The following is a 14,481-nucleotide window of genomic DNA, read 5'->3' on the forward strand; positions in this document are numbered from 1 at the left end:
AGAGCGAGTACCTAGTCAAATCACCGATGGTCAAAGTGACGGCAAATTGCCGCGGCCAATACAGGCCGGGATGTGACCCTTGAAGCGGCGTTGGCTTTCCCGACGCGGGAGTAATGGAATGAGCGTTCGCAGCCTCTGTCTGGCGATCCTCGGTTTTGGCGATGCCACGGGATACGAGATCCGCAAGGAATCGACCGAGGGCAAGTTTAGCTATTTCGAGGATGCGAGCTTCGGCTCCATTTATCCGGCCTTGGCACGGCTAGAAGCCGAGGGCCTTGTCACTGTGCGCGAAGAGCTGCAGGACGGCAAGCCGACGCGCAAGGTCTATTCGATCACTGAGGCCGGCCGTGCCGAATTCCTAAAAGGTCTCACCGAACCCCAGGCTGCCGACACATTCAAATCACCGTTCCTGCTGGTTGCTCTCTATGCGGAGCACATCGGGCCGGACGCCATCGAAAAGGCGATTGAGCGTCGCCGCAGTCAGGTTCAGGCAGAACTCGACACGCTGGTCGCCCAAGGCTGCGACGACTCGGACCCCGCATCCTGTTGGACCCGCTCTTATGGCGTCGCTTGCATGACTTTTACCCTTAACTACCTCGCCTCCCATGGCGAGGAACTTGTTCGCATCGCCAAGGGCGTTAGTGGCTTCTCCCAGGCCGTGGCAGCCGAATAGGCAATCGAGAAATTTTGGAGCTATTCCATGCGTTTGAAGTTTTCCTATATTCTGGCCCTTGGCCTTGCAGCAGGCATTGGCGCCTGGATGTACTCCGGTACGGTCGTGATCGGCGGGCGCGCCGACAGCCCGAACGCGACACCTCCTCCGGCTGAACGTCAGGATGCGGCGACAGATGGTCTCTTTCGGGTAAAAGTCGCGCATCTGACAGCAACAGAACGCAAGGCGGTTCTCGACATCCGCGGGCGGACGGAAGCGCACGCCAAGGTTCAGGTACGTTCGGAAACTGCGGCCCGCGTCATCGAACGACCGGCGAAGGAAGGCTCGCGGATTGCGGCAGGCGACGTCTTGTGTGTGCTCGCCAAGGGCACACGGGAAGCAAGCGTGCTTGAAGCCAAAGCGATGCTGGCCCAGGCCGAACTCGACCATTCCGCCGCAACACAGCTTTCGACAAAGGGCTTTACCGCACAGACCCGGGTCGCGGCGGTTCAGGCCTCTCTCGACGCTGCACGCGCGCGCGTCGAGGAAGTCGAGCTGGAACTGGACAGAACCATCATCCGTTCGCCCATAGATGGCATTATAGAAAGCCCCATGGCAAACATCGGTGCCCGCCTCAACGTAGGCGATGCCTGCGCGACCGTGGTCGATACGGATCCGATGACAGCCATTGGTCAGGTGTCAGAGGTCGATATCGCCAAGATATCCGTCGGCATGGCGGCGGAAGTCGAGCTGATCACCGGGCAGAGCTTTGACGGCGTGGTGCGTTACATTTCTCCTGCAGCTCACCCTGACACACGCACCTTCAGAATTGAAGTCGAGGTTCCCAACCCCGACGGGATCGCACGCGACGGCGTGACGGCGCTGACCCGTTTGCCGCTGGCGAGCGAAAAAGCGCACAAGATTTCACCAGCAATCCTGACCTTGAACGATGCAGGTCAGGTTGGCCTGCGCGCAGTGGACGACGATAACACGACCGAGTTCTTTCCGGTGACCGTGCTTGGTGGCGAGCAGGATGGCGTCTGGGTCAGCGGGCTGCCGGACAACGTCACCGTGATCACGGTCGGTCAGGACTATGTGACCGACGGACAGATGGTTGAGCCGGTTCTCGAGACCGCGGAGGTTGCCCAATGATCGACATGCTCGAAGGTGTCCTGCGCCGTCCGAAAACCGTTTTTGTGTTGATGCTGGCGCTACTCGTCGCCGGTATCTTCACCTATATCGCCATCCCGAAGGAAGACAGTCCGGACATTGATGTCCCGATCTTCTACATCTCAATCTCCCAGTCGGGCATTTCTCCAGAAGATGCCGAGCGCCTGCTTGTGCGCCCGATGGAGACAGGGCTGCGCGGCCTTGACGGCCTCAAGGAGATCACCGCAATTGCCTCCGAAGGCCATGCCGGGATCGTGCTTGAATTTGATATCGCCTTTGACAAGGACGAGGCCCTGGCCGACGTCCGCGACAAGGTGGATCAGGCCAAGGGAGAACTTCCAGCCGACGCAGAAGAGCCGACAATCGCAGAGACGAACTTCGCGCTGGTGCCAACGATCACCATCGCGCTTTCCGGCAATGTTCCAGAGCGTACGCTCTATCGCCACGCGCGGCGGCTGAAGGATCAGGTTGAAGCAATTGACACGGTTCGCTCCGCCGATCTTGCCGGACACCGCGAGGAACTGCTCGAAATCCTGATTGATGCCCAAAAGCTCGAGGCCTATTCGATCAGCCAGCAGGAGTTGCTGTCGACCCTCACGCTGAACAACCAGCTGGTTCCTGCCGGCTACATTGATGGCGGCAAGGGACGCTTCAACGTCAAGGTTCCAGGTCTCGTTGAGACGGCGGAAGACGTCTATTCGCTGCCGATCAAGCAGAACGGCGAAGGCCTGGTCACTCTCGGCGATGTTGCTGAGATCCGCCGGACCTTCAAGGATGCCAACAGCTATACGCGCGTGAATGGCCGACCGGCGATTGCCCTTCAGGTCACCAAGCGTATCGGCACCAATATCATCGAGAACAACGCAGCTGTTCGTGCCGTGGTGGAAGAAGCATCGAAAGAATGGCCTTCCACGATCAAGGTCGACATGATGCTCGACCAGTCCTCGAACATCTTCGAGGTTCTGGGATCGCTTCAATCGTCGATCCTGACCGCAATTTTCCTGGTGATGATTCTGGTGGTAGCCGCCCTCGGCCTGCGATCAGCGCTGCTTGTGGGCATCGCCATCCCGACCTCCTTCATGGTCGGCTTCCTGATCCTTGGCGGCATGGGGTACACGGTCAACACGATGGTCATGTTCGGCCTCGTTCTCACCGTCGGCATGCTCGTCGATGGCGCGATCGTCATGACCGAATACGCAGACCGCAAGATCTCGGAAGGCATGGAAGACCGGGAGGCCTATATCCGGGCGGCCAAGCTGATGTTCTGGCCGATTGTCTCGTCCACGGCGACGACCCTCGTGGCCTTCCTGCCCATGCTGCTTTGGCCCGGTGTTGCGGGCGAGTTCATGAGTTACCTGCCGATCATGGTGATCATCGTGCTGTCCGCGTCACTGGCCACCGCGATGGTGTTCCTGCCGGTAACTGGCGGGATCTTTGCGCAGGTCTCTCATTGGGCCTCGCGGAACGCGACCGTGCTTCTTGCCCTCGTATTTGCGGCCCTTTCCGCGACAATCGTCCTGAATGCCCCTGTCCTGCCCAGCCTGATGGCCGGCAATGTGCCTGGGGAACTTCTCGGCAATGTTCTGGGCCTCCTGGCCGTCGTCACCTTCGTGGCGGTCGGCGTGGCGAGCTTCTATGTGCTGCGGCCTTTCGTGCGCTGGTCGCAGGAGCGCGCCAAGGCGAGGCATGAAGCGGAAAAGGCCGATGCGCAGGCCCTGTCCGGATCGAACACCTTTGACGTTCGCAAGGTCAAAGGTGCAACGGGTCTATATGTGCGCGGCCTGAAGCTTCTGGCGGGCAATCCCGTCGGCAACATCGTCACCATCGTCCTGATGCTTGGCGGCTGCTTCATGATCTTTACCTCTTTCGCCTCGAATCCGACCGGCGTCGAGTTCTTCGTCGATGAGGAGCCGGATCAGGCCGTTGTGCTGATTTCCGGTCGCGGCAACATGTCGGCGGCCGAGTCCCTCGTTCTGGTGAAAGATGTCGAAGCGCAAGTCCTTCAGGTCCCCGGCGTCGAAAACGTCGTCAGCTCGGCAAATGTACCTGGCAGCGGCGGCGGTCCGGACTTCATTGGGGGTGTGCAGGACAAGCCTGCGGACGTCATCGGCGAGCTTCAGCTTGAACTGGCGGATTTCTGCTGCCGGCGTGAGGCCAAGGAAATCTTCGCCGAGATCCGTGAACGCACCGCGATGCTTCCCGGCATCAAGGTCGAGACACGCAAGATCGAGGGCGGCCCACCAACGGGCAAGGACGTTCAGCTGGAGATCAAGTCCACGGACTATGATACGCTGGTTGAAAATGTCGCGTTCGTCCGGTCCCATTTGAACCGGATGGATGGCCTGATCAACCAGGAGGACGACCGCCCCCTGCCCGGCATCGAATGGCAGATCGCCATCGACCGGGAACAGGCAGGCCGTTACAACGCTGACATCGCATCCGTCGGCTCCATGGTGCAGCTTGTCACCAACGGTGTCTTGATCGGAAAATACCGCCCGACCGACAGCGAAGACGAGGTGGACATCCGCGTCCGGCTGCCGGAGTCTGAGCGGACGGTCGACCGGTTTGACCAGTTGCGTCTTCAGACGCCGCTTGGTCTCGTTCCGCTGGCCAATTTCGTCGATCGTTCGCCGGCCCAGAAGGTGTCGTCGATCACCCGGCGCGACGGTCTTTATTCCATGATGGTGAAAGCGACCGTGGATCCTGCATCGGGCTCAACGCCGGACGCAAAGGTCAAGGAACTGGACGAATGGCTTCAGGCGCAGACCTGGCCGGACAACATCTTCCTGGAGTTCCGCGGTGCGGATGAGGATCAGAAAGAGTCCGGTGAGTTTCTGATGAAGGCCATGGTCGGATCTTTGTTCCTGATGTTCCTGATCCTTCTGACCCAGTTCAACTCGTTCTATCAAACGTTCCTGACCCTCTCGACGGTGGTCATGTCCGTGATGGGCGTGTTGCTGGGAATGTTGATCACGGGACAGAGCTTCTCGATCATCATGACGGGCACCGGGGTCGTCGCGCTGGCCGGGATTGTGGTCAACAATGCGATCGTCCTGATCGATACGTTCAACCGGTTCCGTGAAGACGGCCTGGAACCGCTAGATGCAATTCTGAAAACATCAGCGCAGCGCATCCGACCAATCCTGCTGACCACCATTACGACCATCGCGGGCCTCATCCCGATGGCGACGAAGGTCAACTTCGACTTCTTCAACCAGGTGACGGCATATGGCGGCATCACGGCGGTCTGGTGGGTTCAGCTTTCGACGGCGGTCATTTCCGGCCTTGCCTTCTCAACGATCCTGACGCTGATCATGATCCCGGTCATGATCGCACTTCCCAGTGTCTGGGTCGGGACCTGGCAGCGCCTGCGCAATCGCAGGGGGACTGGTCAGGATCAACGGCTGGAAGAGACGCCAGAGGGTGAAGAGCGGGCACAACCGGCTGCTGAAGAAGTACGGCCAGCCGCCAAGGTGGTGGCGCTGGAGAAGCGCCCGCAGGAAAACAACCGGCCGCTTGAGGGACTTCCGCACGCAGCCGAGTAACCTGGCGCGTACGTTTAAAAGCAAAGGCCGGCCCCGCGAGGGACCGGCCTTTTTCATTTCAGCGAAGAAATGTGGCTTAGCCGACGATTTCGTTACCGGCAAACCAGAACGCGATTTCTTCAGCAGCCGTCTCTGGAGCATCGGAGCCGTGCACAGAATTTTCGCCGATCGAAAGCGCGAATTCCTTGCGGATCGTGCCTTCGGCGGCGTCTGCAGGGTTGGTTGCGCCCATGACTGCACGGTTCTTGGCGATGGCATCTTCGCCTTCGAGAACCTGAACGATGGTCGGGCCCGAGGACATAAACTCGGTCAGTTCACCGAAGAACGGACGTTCGCTGTGAACTGAGTAGAATGCTTCAGCCTGGCGCAGGGACATCCAGACGCGCTTGGACGCAACGACGCGAAGACCTGCTTCTTCGAGCTTGGCAGTGATCGCGCCGGTCAGATTACGCTTGGTTGCATCCGGCTTGATCATGGAAAAAGTGCGTTCGGTCGCCATGGTTCTTCATTCTTTCCTGGGTTGGAGCTTCAAAAGCCCGTCAAAATCGCTGCGGCGAGCCACTGCCCGGCGCCTGTTCGAATTTGCGCTTCCTATATCTTTGCGGCGGAACAACTGCAAGGGGCTAGCCCGTGACAGTTTCATGTCCACGGCGCAGAATTCATCGAAAAGAAGCACGCCGGGCAAGCGACAGCGATTAAATACAACCAAAAATGGTTTATTTCCTTGCCACAGCCTCCCATTCGTTATTAAACCTCCCTCGTGATTTATGCATACATTGCAAAATCTTCGATGCCGGTCACAGCGGCGGGTGACTTCGGGGGGACTGACTTCATGAGAGCCTTCGTGCGAATGATGACGGAATACAATCGCTGGGCCAATGACCGGCTGTTTGCGGACTGCAGAACTGTTGAACCGGTTGAGATGACCCGGGATTTCAAGGCCGAGTACGGCTCCATCCATGGAACCCTTGATCATATCCTTCTGGTCGACCGCCTCTGGCTGGCTCGGTTCTCCAATCAGCCAGACCCCTTCATGAGTTACCAGGACATGGTGACAGAGGACTTCGACGAACTGGCCGAACAACGCGCCTATACGGACGAAGACCTCACGCTGTTTTCAGATTCGGTGACAGAGGCACAGCTGGCGCAGGACATTCGTTTCACTACCATCCGGGAACCGCAACAACTCGCCCAACCGCTTGGATCGGCGATAGTTCATCTCTTCCATCACCAGAGCCAATACCGGGCGCAGGTGCAGGTTTTCCTGCATATGCTTGGAGCGCGCTCCCAGATCCTCGACCTGCTTCATTTTCAGTGCCAGACCCGGCTGGGCGTCACTTCGCATCCCTGATCGCCACATGCTTTTCCTCTCAATCCCATAATGAAACTCTGGAACTTATCAGTTTCCAGGCTTACTTTCCGATAAGCCGACGCTGTTTCGCCCGGCTTTCTGCTCGATCAGGAGAGTGAAGATGCCTAGAGCAACGCTTCGAAAATGGCTGGACCTTCGTCCTTTTCTCCTTCTTCTCGGGCTGTCGGCATCCGCGGCGTTCACGTCTCCTGCGCATGCCGAAAGCAGTCTCCATGACCGCATGAAAGCTCTTTCCCCCGGCGCTCTGGAGGAGCTTTTCGTCTTTGTTGCCGGAAACACGCTTTTCACGCTGCATCACGAAGGCGGCCACATGCTCGTGTCCGAGCTGGGTTTGCCAATCCTTGGCCAGGAAGAAGATGCGGTAGACAATCTGGCGACTGTCACCATGCTCTCGTTCGGCAGCGAAGACATGGACCTTCTTCTCTCCAACGCGATGATTGGGTGGTTTCTCGCGGCTGAGACAGACCACGAGGATCTGACCTTTTATGAAGAACACGATCTGGATCTTCAGCGTGGATACAGAATGCTATGCCTGATGGTCGGCAGTGACCCGGCCGCCTTTGCGGATCTCGCATTCGATCTCGATCTACCCGCTGAACGTGCCGAAACCTGCAGCTTCGATTATGAGCAAGCCGCGATCTCCTGGGAGATTGCCACCGAGGCGTATCTGCGCCGCGAATTTGACACGCGTCGTCAGATTACGGTTCGGCACGATGATCCTGGCGCGGAGTTCGAACAGCTTTCGGTTTTTCTCAAGGAAAGCGAGCTGATGGAGACTGTCGCCGAAGAGCTGGACAGCCTTTACGAACTGCCGGCCGCTGTCACGTTTCGGGCGGCGACCTGCGGCGAAGAGAATGCGTTCTGGAACCCTCAAAACCACGAGCTGACGTTATGCTATGAGCTGGTGGCGGGTTTTGCGGACGTTTATTTCTCAGCCCTGATGAGCGACGGCTAGAGGACTTTGTGCACCATCGCCCGGCTTTCTTGACTTTGGCGTGTGCTAGGGGCTTGAAAGCTGCCGGAACCTCGGCCATTGATCCGCAATGCTACAAATATCCGACCTCACCTACCGCATCGGCGGACGCCTGTTGATCGACAACGCCAGTGTCACACTGCCTGCACGGACCAAGACCGGTCTCGTCGGGCGCAACGGCACGGGCAAATCAACGCTCTTCAAACTGATCACCGGCGATCTCAGCTCTGAGAGCGGCTCGGTCAGCATCCCGAAACAGGCTCGGTTCGGTCAGGTTGCTCAGGAAGCGCCCGGCACCGAAGAGAGCCTTCTCGACGTGGTGCTGAAGGCCGACACGGAGCGCTCTGATCTTCTTGCTGAAGCGGAAACAGCCACTGATCCGCAGCGCATCGCAGAGATCCATGTTCGCCTTGCCGATATTGACAGTCACACCGCGGAAGCAAGAGCTGGCGCGATCCTGTCTGGCCTCGGCTTTGATGCTGAAGCGCAACAACGCCCCTGCTCCGCCTTCTCCGGCGGCTGGCGTATGCGTGTTGCCCTGGCAGCTGTCCTTTTCTCAGAGCCGGACCTGCTGCTTCTTGATGAGCCCACCAACTACCTAGATCTGGAAGGCACCATGTGGTTGGAAAACTACGTCGCGCGCTATCCGCATCAGGTGCTGCTCATCTCCCATGACCGCGACCTTCTCAACAAGGCTGTCGACAGCATTGTTCACCTGGATCAACGCAAACTGACCTTCTACCGCGGTGGATACGACAGTTTCGACCGCCAGCGGCGCGAGACCATGATCTTGCAGCAGAAGGCTAAAGAAAAGCAGGACGTGCAGCGCAAGCACATGCAGGCGTTCGTCGACCGCTTCCGCGCCAAGGCATCGAAAGCCCGGCAGGCGCAATCGCGTCTGAAGATGCTTGAGCGTATGGAACCGCTCACCGGCCTGATGGAAGACAGTTCGACGCCGATCCACTTCCCGGACCCGAAAGGACGCCTTGCGCCTCCTATCCTGAAGCTCGAAGATGTTTCCGTGGGCTATGATGGCAAGCCTGTGCTCAAGCGCATTACAGCCAGCATCGATCCCGATGACCGGATCGCACTCCTGGGCGCAAACGGCAACGGCAAGTCCACCTTTGCCAAGCTGATTTCCGGTCGGCTGGCGGCCATGGGTGGCGACATCACCAAGGCATCCAAGCTCAAGATCGCATTTTTCGCTCAGCACCAGATGGACGAACTGCGGCCGGCCGAAAACGCGATTGCCCATGTCCGTTCTCTAATGCCCACAGCCTCCGAGGCTAAGGTTCGTGCACGTGTCGCCGGGTTTGGCCTGCCGACCGAGAAAATGACGACACCGGCAAAGGACCTGTCGGGGGGAGAAAAGGCCCGCTTGCTGCTCGGTCTGGCGACCTTTGACGGCCCGAACATGATCATCCTCGATGAGCCGACGAACCACCTGGACATCGATAGCCGCGAGGCCCTGGTCATCGCTCTCAACGAATATCAGGGGGCAGTCATCCTGATCTCGCACGACCGCCATCTGGTCGAGGCTTGTGCGGACCGCCTGTGGCTGGTGGGCGACGGCGGCGTCGCGCCCTATGAGGGAGACATGGATGATTATCGTCAGCTGATTCTCAAGGGTCCTGACGCCAAGAAAAAGAAACCCAAGGAAGAAGCTGCGCCAAAGCCAAAAGCTGAAAAGGCGCAGGAAAAACGCAAGGATGCCGCCGTCAAGCGCACGGAACTCAAGCCCCTGCGCAAACGGATCAAGGATGCGGAGACAGAGATTGCAAGGCTTCAAAAGAAGCTGGCCATGATTGACGAGGAATTGTCAGATCCTGGCTTTTACGTCGCCGACGCCGCCCGCGCAGCCAAGTTCGTCAAGGAGCGAGCCTTCTGTGAGAAGAAGCTGAACAAGACCGAAGAGGAATGGCTCGAACTGTCTGCCCAGTATGAGGAAGCGGGCTAGGATCACAGCCTTCGAGCGCTCCGAGAGCCTCAGCAAAAAAGCCCCGGTACAAGCCGGGGCTTTTATATTTTAGACGAATGTCAGCGCGCTCTCAGGCGCTCGAAGCTAGCAGAGTGTTTCACCGGAGTACCGTGTCGGTTTATTCAAGAGCAATCTCCAATTGCGCTTGAAGATATTCGTCCAGACAAGAAAAGGCAGACCTTTCAAGAAGTCCGCGGCGGAGCCCTTTCCAGCATTCCTCATTGTGCGGATCGCAACGCTCGGCAGTGCTGGTCGAAAGAAGCTTTTCGCTGTGATTGGCCGCCCTTCAACCAGCTCCCGAAGCGCTTTTCTGGTCGAAGATGGATTGTTCCAATCCGACCGGAACACGACACAGCCATTCTTATTGATGATGAAGACCGCATTGGGCATGCTGCCATAGGCTTGGTGAGCAAGACCTTCAAAGGTATCGATGAAGACAGTTCTCGTCTCACCGTCAGCATCCTTCAGCTGACGTGCACAGATCGCCTTGTCCTCAAAACTCTTGTGGCCAGGAATGTTGCTTCCAGGATGTGCTTCGCGCACATACAGAACCGCGAAACTCAGATTGCTGAACTCACTCTCTAGTGGCTGCATGATAGTCCGGCGGCTTTGGAACAGCGGACAGGTTCTGCTTCCCATTTCCAGAACCAAAAACTCACCGGAAAAATCGAGTAACCTGCGGTTTTCGCCATCTGTTGTTTCCAACGTGAAGTCCTTGGCTTTTCCGCCAAGCTCGACACCGTCCATGCTGTCAAAATCATAGTCGTTGGTCGAAAATTCTTCATAGTTGTAGCTTGCCATCATGCATCCCTCTTCTTTCGTGGATCAGCATCCGAAGCTGCCGTCACGGTCTCGGTTATTTTTCTGAGCGTTCTGGTCATTGTTTCCAGGTCTTCGGGTGGCACCCCGGCGACGGCCTGTGCGAGCAAAGCCTTGGCAATCGGAATGAGTTTCGCCTTGAGCTCTGCACCGTAGCGACTCACATCGATGATACTTCGCCTTCGGTCACAAGGATCTTCGGATCGCGTTACAAAGCCCTTGCGCTCCATCGTGTCGATCAGCCGGGTCACAGTGGTTCGATCCTTGAAAGTGACACTTGCCAGGTCGCCTGGCGTTTGCGGTCCCTTTTCCCAAAGCACTATCAGCAGGGCCCACTCTTCCGCACTAACGGTGTGACCTGCTTCACGAAACCTGGCTGTGAGCTCTCCTCTGCTGAGAAAGCCAAGCCGGTTTACCCAATGCAGGAAGATATTTTCATAATCAAACATTTGTGCATTATACAATAATTGTATATTACACTCAATAGCCTGATCGTGGGAATGCCAAAGAATCTGACGGTGGCTCAGCGAATAAAAAAGCCCCGGCAAAGACCGGGGCTTTTCCTAACGCAGTTGTCGCAGCCGCTTAGAACGTCAGCGGGCGCTCGCCGGCTTCGTCCTTGATGTAGGTCGGCAGACCGATGCGGTTCAGAATGTTGAGGAACGGCTTGGGGTCGAGTTCCTCCACATTCTTCATCGTTTCCACATCCCAGGTGCCATCGGCAATGAGCATTGCGGCGGCCACTGGCGGAACGCCAGCGGTGTAGCTGATGCCCTGCGAGCCCACTTCATTGTAGGCGTCCTTGTGGTCAGCGACGTTGTAGATGAAGACCTCTACATCCTTGCCATCGCATTTGCCCTTTACCAGGGTCCCGATGCAGGTCTTGCCGGTATAGTCAGGCGCCAGCGAGGACGGGTCAGGCAGGACGGCCTTCACCACCTTGAGCGGCACGACTTCGAGACCTTCAGCGGTCTTGACCGGCTGTTCGGAAAGAAGACCGAGGTTCTTCAGCACCGTGAAGACGTTGATGTAGTGATCGCCGAAGCCCATCCAGAAGCGCACATCAGCCTGCGGATAATTGGTTGCCAGCGAGTGAACCTCATCATGGCCGGTCATATAGGCCTTCTGGGTTCCAACAACCGGCAGATCCCATTCCTTGCCGAACTCGAACATCTTGTTCGACTGCCACTTGCCCTGCTGCCAGGAATAGACCGTGCCGGTGAACTCGCGGAAATTGATTTCCGGATCGAAATTGGTGGAGAACCAGCGGCCATGATCGCCCGCATTGATATCGACAATGTCAATTGAAGCGGGCTCGGTCACATAGTCATCAATACCCAGCTTGGCATAGGCATTGACCACGCCCGGATCAAAACCGACACCGAGGATCGCCGTGACCTTCTTCTCGGCGCAGCGCTCACGGCGCTTCCACTCGTAGTTTCCGTACCACGGCGGCGTTTCGCAGATCTTTTCCGGATCCTCGTGGATCGCGGTGTCCATATAGGCCGCGCCAGTCTCAAGACAGGCTTCCAGCACATACATGTTGACGAAGGCAGAACCGACATTGATGACGATCTGCGCACCGGTATCGCGGATCAGAGCGGCCACCGCTGCCGTGTCCATTGCATTGAGGGCATGAGCCTTCAAAACGCCGTCAACCTTCAGACTGTCCTTTTCGCGGATGCTTTCGATGATCCGCTCACACTTCGCAACCGTGCGCGAAGCGATGTGAATATCGCCGAGCAGGTCGTTGTTCTGCGCACATTTGTGCGCCGTGACCTGCGCGACGCCACCGGCGCCGATGATGAGTACGTTTTGTTTCATTTGGCCCATAGTCCTCCTTGGGTCGGGTTGGCATTCCAATTGTCGGAAGCCGGGGACCCGGCTTCCCTTCGCAGCAGCTTTACGAGGGTAACCCTCAGGAAAGTGCCGCTGCGAAGTCGTCGTAGCCGAAGCTACGGCAAACGTTTACAGACCCATCCAGTTCCTTAACGGCAATGGATGGCATCTTGACACCGTTGAACCAGTTTTTCTTGACCATCGTGTAACCGGCTGCATCCTGCATCGAGAGACGGTCGCCAGGCTTCAAGGGTTCCTCAAAACGAAACTCGCCAAAGATGTCTCCGGCAAGGCAGGATTTTCCGCAGATCATCCATTCTTCCCGGCCGGCATTCGGCAACACCTTGGCGGTTTCCCGGTAGATCAGCAAATCCAGCATGTGAGCCTCGATCGAACTGTCGACGATGGCCAGGTTCTTGCCATTGAACAATGTGTCGAGAACAGTCACTTCCAGTGTCGTCGAGCCGGTGATCGCCGCCTCGCCCGGCTCCAGGTAAACCTGCACCTCATTCTCGCCGGCAAATCGCTTCAGCCGTTCCGCGAACTTCTCGAGCGGATAGCCCTCGCCCGTGAAGTGAATGCCGCCGCCCAGGCTGATCCAGTCCATCTGACGGATGAGAAACCCGAAGCGCTGTTCGATGTGGCTGAGCATGCCATCGAAGCGGTCGAAGTCATCGTTCTCACAGTTGTTGTGGAACATGAAACCGGAGACCCGGTCGATGACTTTCGCGATCTGATCAGGATCGTGTTCGCCAAGGCGCGAGAACGGACGCGCAGGATCCGCAAGGTCGAACTCGGATGTGGAGACGCCGGGATTGACGCGCAGGCCGCGAATGTGACTGGCCGATTGCCTGTCGAACCGCTCAAGCTGTCCGATGGTGTTGAACAGGATCTTGTCGGAAGAGGCGATGACTTCGTCGATCTCGTCATCCGCATAGGCGACCGAATAGGCGTGGGTTTCGCCCGGAAACTTTTCGCGGCCGAGCTTCACTTCATAAAGAGAGGATGACGTCGTGCCGTCCATATACTGGCTCATGAAATCAAACACGGACCAGGAGGCGAAACACTTCAGCGCCAGCAATGACTTGGCACCCGACTGTTCACGCAGCCAGGCAATCTTCTCCATGTTCGGCAGAAGCTTTGACTTGTCGATGAGGTAGTACGGCGTGGAGATCATCTCATGCCCTTCTGATATCGGCGCAACAGCGCGCAGCGAAAATCACGAAGGGCGCCGATTAGCGCGTCTGGCCATCACACTCAACGGAAATCGACCCTTCCGCCTGCAAAATCCTCGTTCAGGTCAAGGACCAGCTGATGCATGAGAGAGCTTCTGGAGCTCCATCCTGTATCGTCAACAGCTGAAAGGCGGCAGGAAGCCCGCCCCATCAGGCACTTGCGCCGGGTAAAACGCTTGCTCTCGCTCTTTGGCGCAGTATAGCGTTTTGGCCGAGCTTTTCAGATTTTCAGCCCCTCCTTTCTCGTTAGCGCCCTGCATGATGGATGTACTCAAAATAGCCCTCGGCAACCATCTCGTCGCGGCCGATCTGCCGGAGGCTTTGACCTCGGGTCTGAAAGACAGTTTTGCACGAGACTGGGCCCTGCCTGCTGATCCGGACACCCGGGCACCGGTCTGCAATTTGCTAGAGGCAGTTGCCGCGCTCGCCCCGATCGAGGGCACCATTGGCCAATTGGCCTCGGCGCTTGTTCCGGTCCTTCCAAAGCTTGTCTGGGTCGTCGACTACCCGGAGCACTCGGTGTTGAAAGAACGCTTTGGCCACGCCGTGCTGCACTTGAGCCCCGACCTCCTCATAGGCTGCAACATCCTGGCGGCGGAGACCGACTATCCGGCCCATAGGCACGCTGCGGATGAGCTTTATGTTCCCATGACGAATGGATCGACGGGGTATTGGCAGGAAACGGGACAAACGCAGCATGTTTCGCCGGGGGAGATTATCCGCCACGCTTCGCGAGAGGCGCATGCCATGAGAACCGGTGCCGAGCCGGTTTTGAACCTGTGGGTCCAGTTCGGGGAAGCACCAGGTGGGCCCACCTGGTTCACTTGAGCGATGCGACCGCCTGCAATGGCACAGGAATGGTCAGGAATTCGCACAGATTTCCCACATGCATTCAACA

General features: G+C 57.7%; 12 protein-coding genes. 7 read left to right on the plus strand and 5 right to left on the minus strand.

Annotated elements, in window-relative coordinates; genetic code table 11:
* Nucleotides 1-118: 118 nt before the first annotated feature.
* From ABJZ52_RS20915 to ABJZ52_RS20925, 3 genes are read left to right on the plus strand one after another with little or no spacing between them, the layout of a single operon-like run.
* Nucleotides 119-673 (plus strand): PadR family transcriptional regulator, encoded by a 555-nt coding sequence (locus ABJZ52_RS20915; RefSeq protein ID WP_348190894.1) that lies wholly within the window; start codon nt 119-121, stop codon nt 671-673.
* Nucleotides 674-700: 27 nt separating this feature from the next.
* Complete coding sequence (locus tag ABJZ52_RS20920) at nt 701-1,804, plus strand: efflux RND transporter periplasmic adaptor subunit (RefSeq protein WP_348190897.1); 1,104 nt, start codon at nt 701-703, stop codon at nt 1,802-1,804.
* Nucleotides 1,801-5,367: an efflux RND transporter permease subunit gene (locus ABJZ52_RS20925; RefSeq protein WP_348190899.1), complete on the plus strand. Its 3,567-nt coding sequence runs from the start codon at nt 1,801-1,803 to the stop codon at nt 5,365-5,367. Before ABJZ52_RS20920 ends, ABJZ52_RS20925 begins: the two co-directional genes overlap by 4 nt.
* A 76-nt stretch (nt 5,368-5,443) precedes the next feature.
* Here ABJZ52_RS20925 and ndk read toward each other — a convergent pair whose 3' ends face one another.
* Nucleotides 5,444-5,866, minus strand: coding sequence for a nucleoside-diphosphate kinase (gene ndk, locus ABJZ52_RS20930; protein WP_348190902.1), 423 nt, complete (start codon nt 5,864-5,866; stop codon nt 5,444-5,446).
* A gap of 333 nt (nt 5,867-6,199) precedes the next feature.
* Between ndk and ABJZ52_RS20935 the strand changes: the two genes are divergently transcribed.
* The 3 genes from ABJZ52_RS20935 (at nt 6,200) to ABJZ52_RS20945 (ending at nt 9,669) form a co-directional block, all read left to right on the plus strand.
* The gene (locus ABJZ52_RS20935) at nt 6,200-6,718 is read left to right on the plus strand and encodes a DinB family protein (protein ID WP_348190905.1); all 519 of its coding nucleotides are present in this window, start codon (nt 6,200-6,202) and stop codon (nt 6,716-6,718) included.
* 121 nt (nt 6,719-6,839) lie between these two features.
* On the plus strand, nt 6,840-7,694 hold the full coding sequence (locus tag ABJZ52_RS20940; RefSeq protein ID WP_348190908.1) for a DUF4344 domain-containing metallopeptidase: 855 nt from the start codon (nt 6,840-6,842) through the stop codon (nt 7,692-7,694).
* A gap of 88 nt (nt 7,695-7,782) precedes the next feature.
* Nucleotides 7,783-9,669: an ABC-F family ATP-binding cassette domain-containing protein gene (locus ABJZ52_RS20945; RefSeq protein WP_348190911.1), complete on the plus strand. Its 1,887-nt coding sequence runs from the start codon at nt 7,783-7,785 to the stop codon at nt 9,667-9,669.
* Between the two features lie 105 nt (nt 9,670-9,774).
* On the opposite strand, the gene ABJZ52_RS20950 is transcribed toward ABJZ52_RS20945, so the two are convergent.
* From ABJZ52_RS20950 to ABJZ52_RS20965, 4 genes are all read right to left on the minus strand, one after another.
* The gene (locus tag ABJZ52_RS20950; protein ID WP_348190914.1) at nt 9,775-10,494 is read right to left on the minus strand and encodes a deiodinase-like protein; all 720 of its coding nucleotides are present in this window, start codon (nt 10,492-10,494) and stop codon (nt 9,775-9,777) included.
* Nucleotides 10,491-10,958: a MarR family transcriptional regulator gene (locus ABJZ52_RS20955; RefSeq protein ID WP_348190917.1), complete on the minus strand. Its 468-nt coding sequence runs from the start codon at nt 10,956-10,958 to the stop codon at nt 10,491-10,493. The genes ABJZ52_RS20950 and ABJZ52_RS20955 overlap by 4 nt, the downstream gene beginning before the upstream one ends.
* A 136-nt stretch (nt 10,959-11,094) precedes the next feature.
* Nucleotides 11,095-12,333, minus strand: coding sequence for a saccharopine dehydrogenase family protein (locus ABJZ52_RS20960; protein WP_348190920.1), 1,239 nt, complete (start codon nt 12,331-12,333; stop codon nt 11,095-11,097).
* 94 nt (nt 12,334-12,427) lie between these two features.
* On the minus strand, nt 12,428-13,525 hold the full coding sequence (locus ABJZ52_RS20965) for a carboxynorspermidine decarboxylase (RefSeq protein WP_348190923.1): 1,098 nt from the start codon (nt 13,523-13,525) through the stop codon (nt 12,428-12,430).
* 316 nt (nt 13,526-13,841) lie between these two features.
* Between ABJZ52_RS20965 and ABJZ52_RS20970 the strand changes: the two genes are divergently transcribed.
* On the plus strand, nt 13,842-14,411 hold the full coding sequence (locus tag ABJZ52_RS20970; RefSeq protein WP_348190926.1) for a dimethylsulfonioproprionate lyase family protein: 570 nt from the start codon (nt 13,842-13,844) through the stop codon (nt 14,409-14,411).
* Nucleotides 14,412-14,481 lie beyond the last annotated feature (70 nt).

Origin of the sequence: Roseibium sp., from assembly GCF_039982295.1 — a bacterium.
Taxonomy (GTDB): domain Bacteria; phylum Pseudomonadota; class Alphaproteobacteria; order Rhizobiales; family Stappiaceae; genus Roseibium.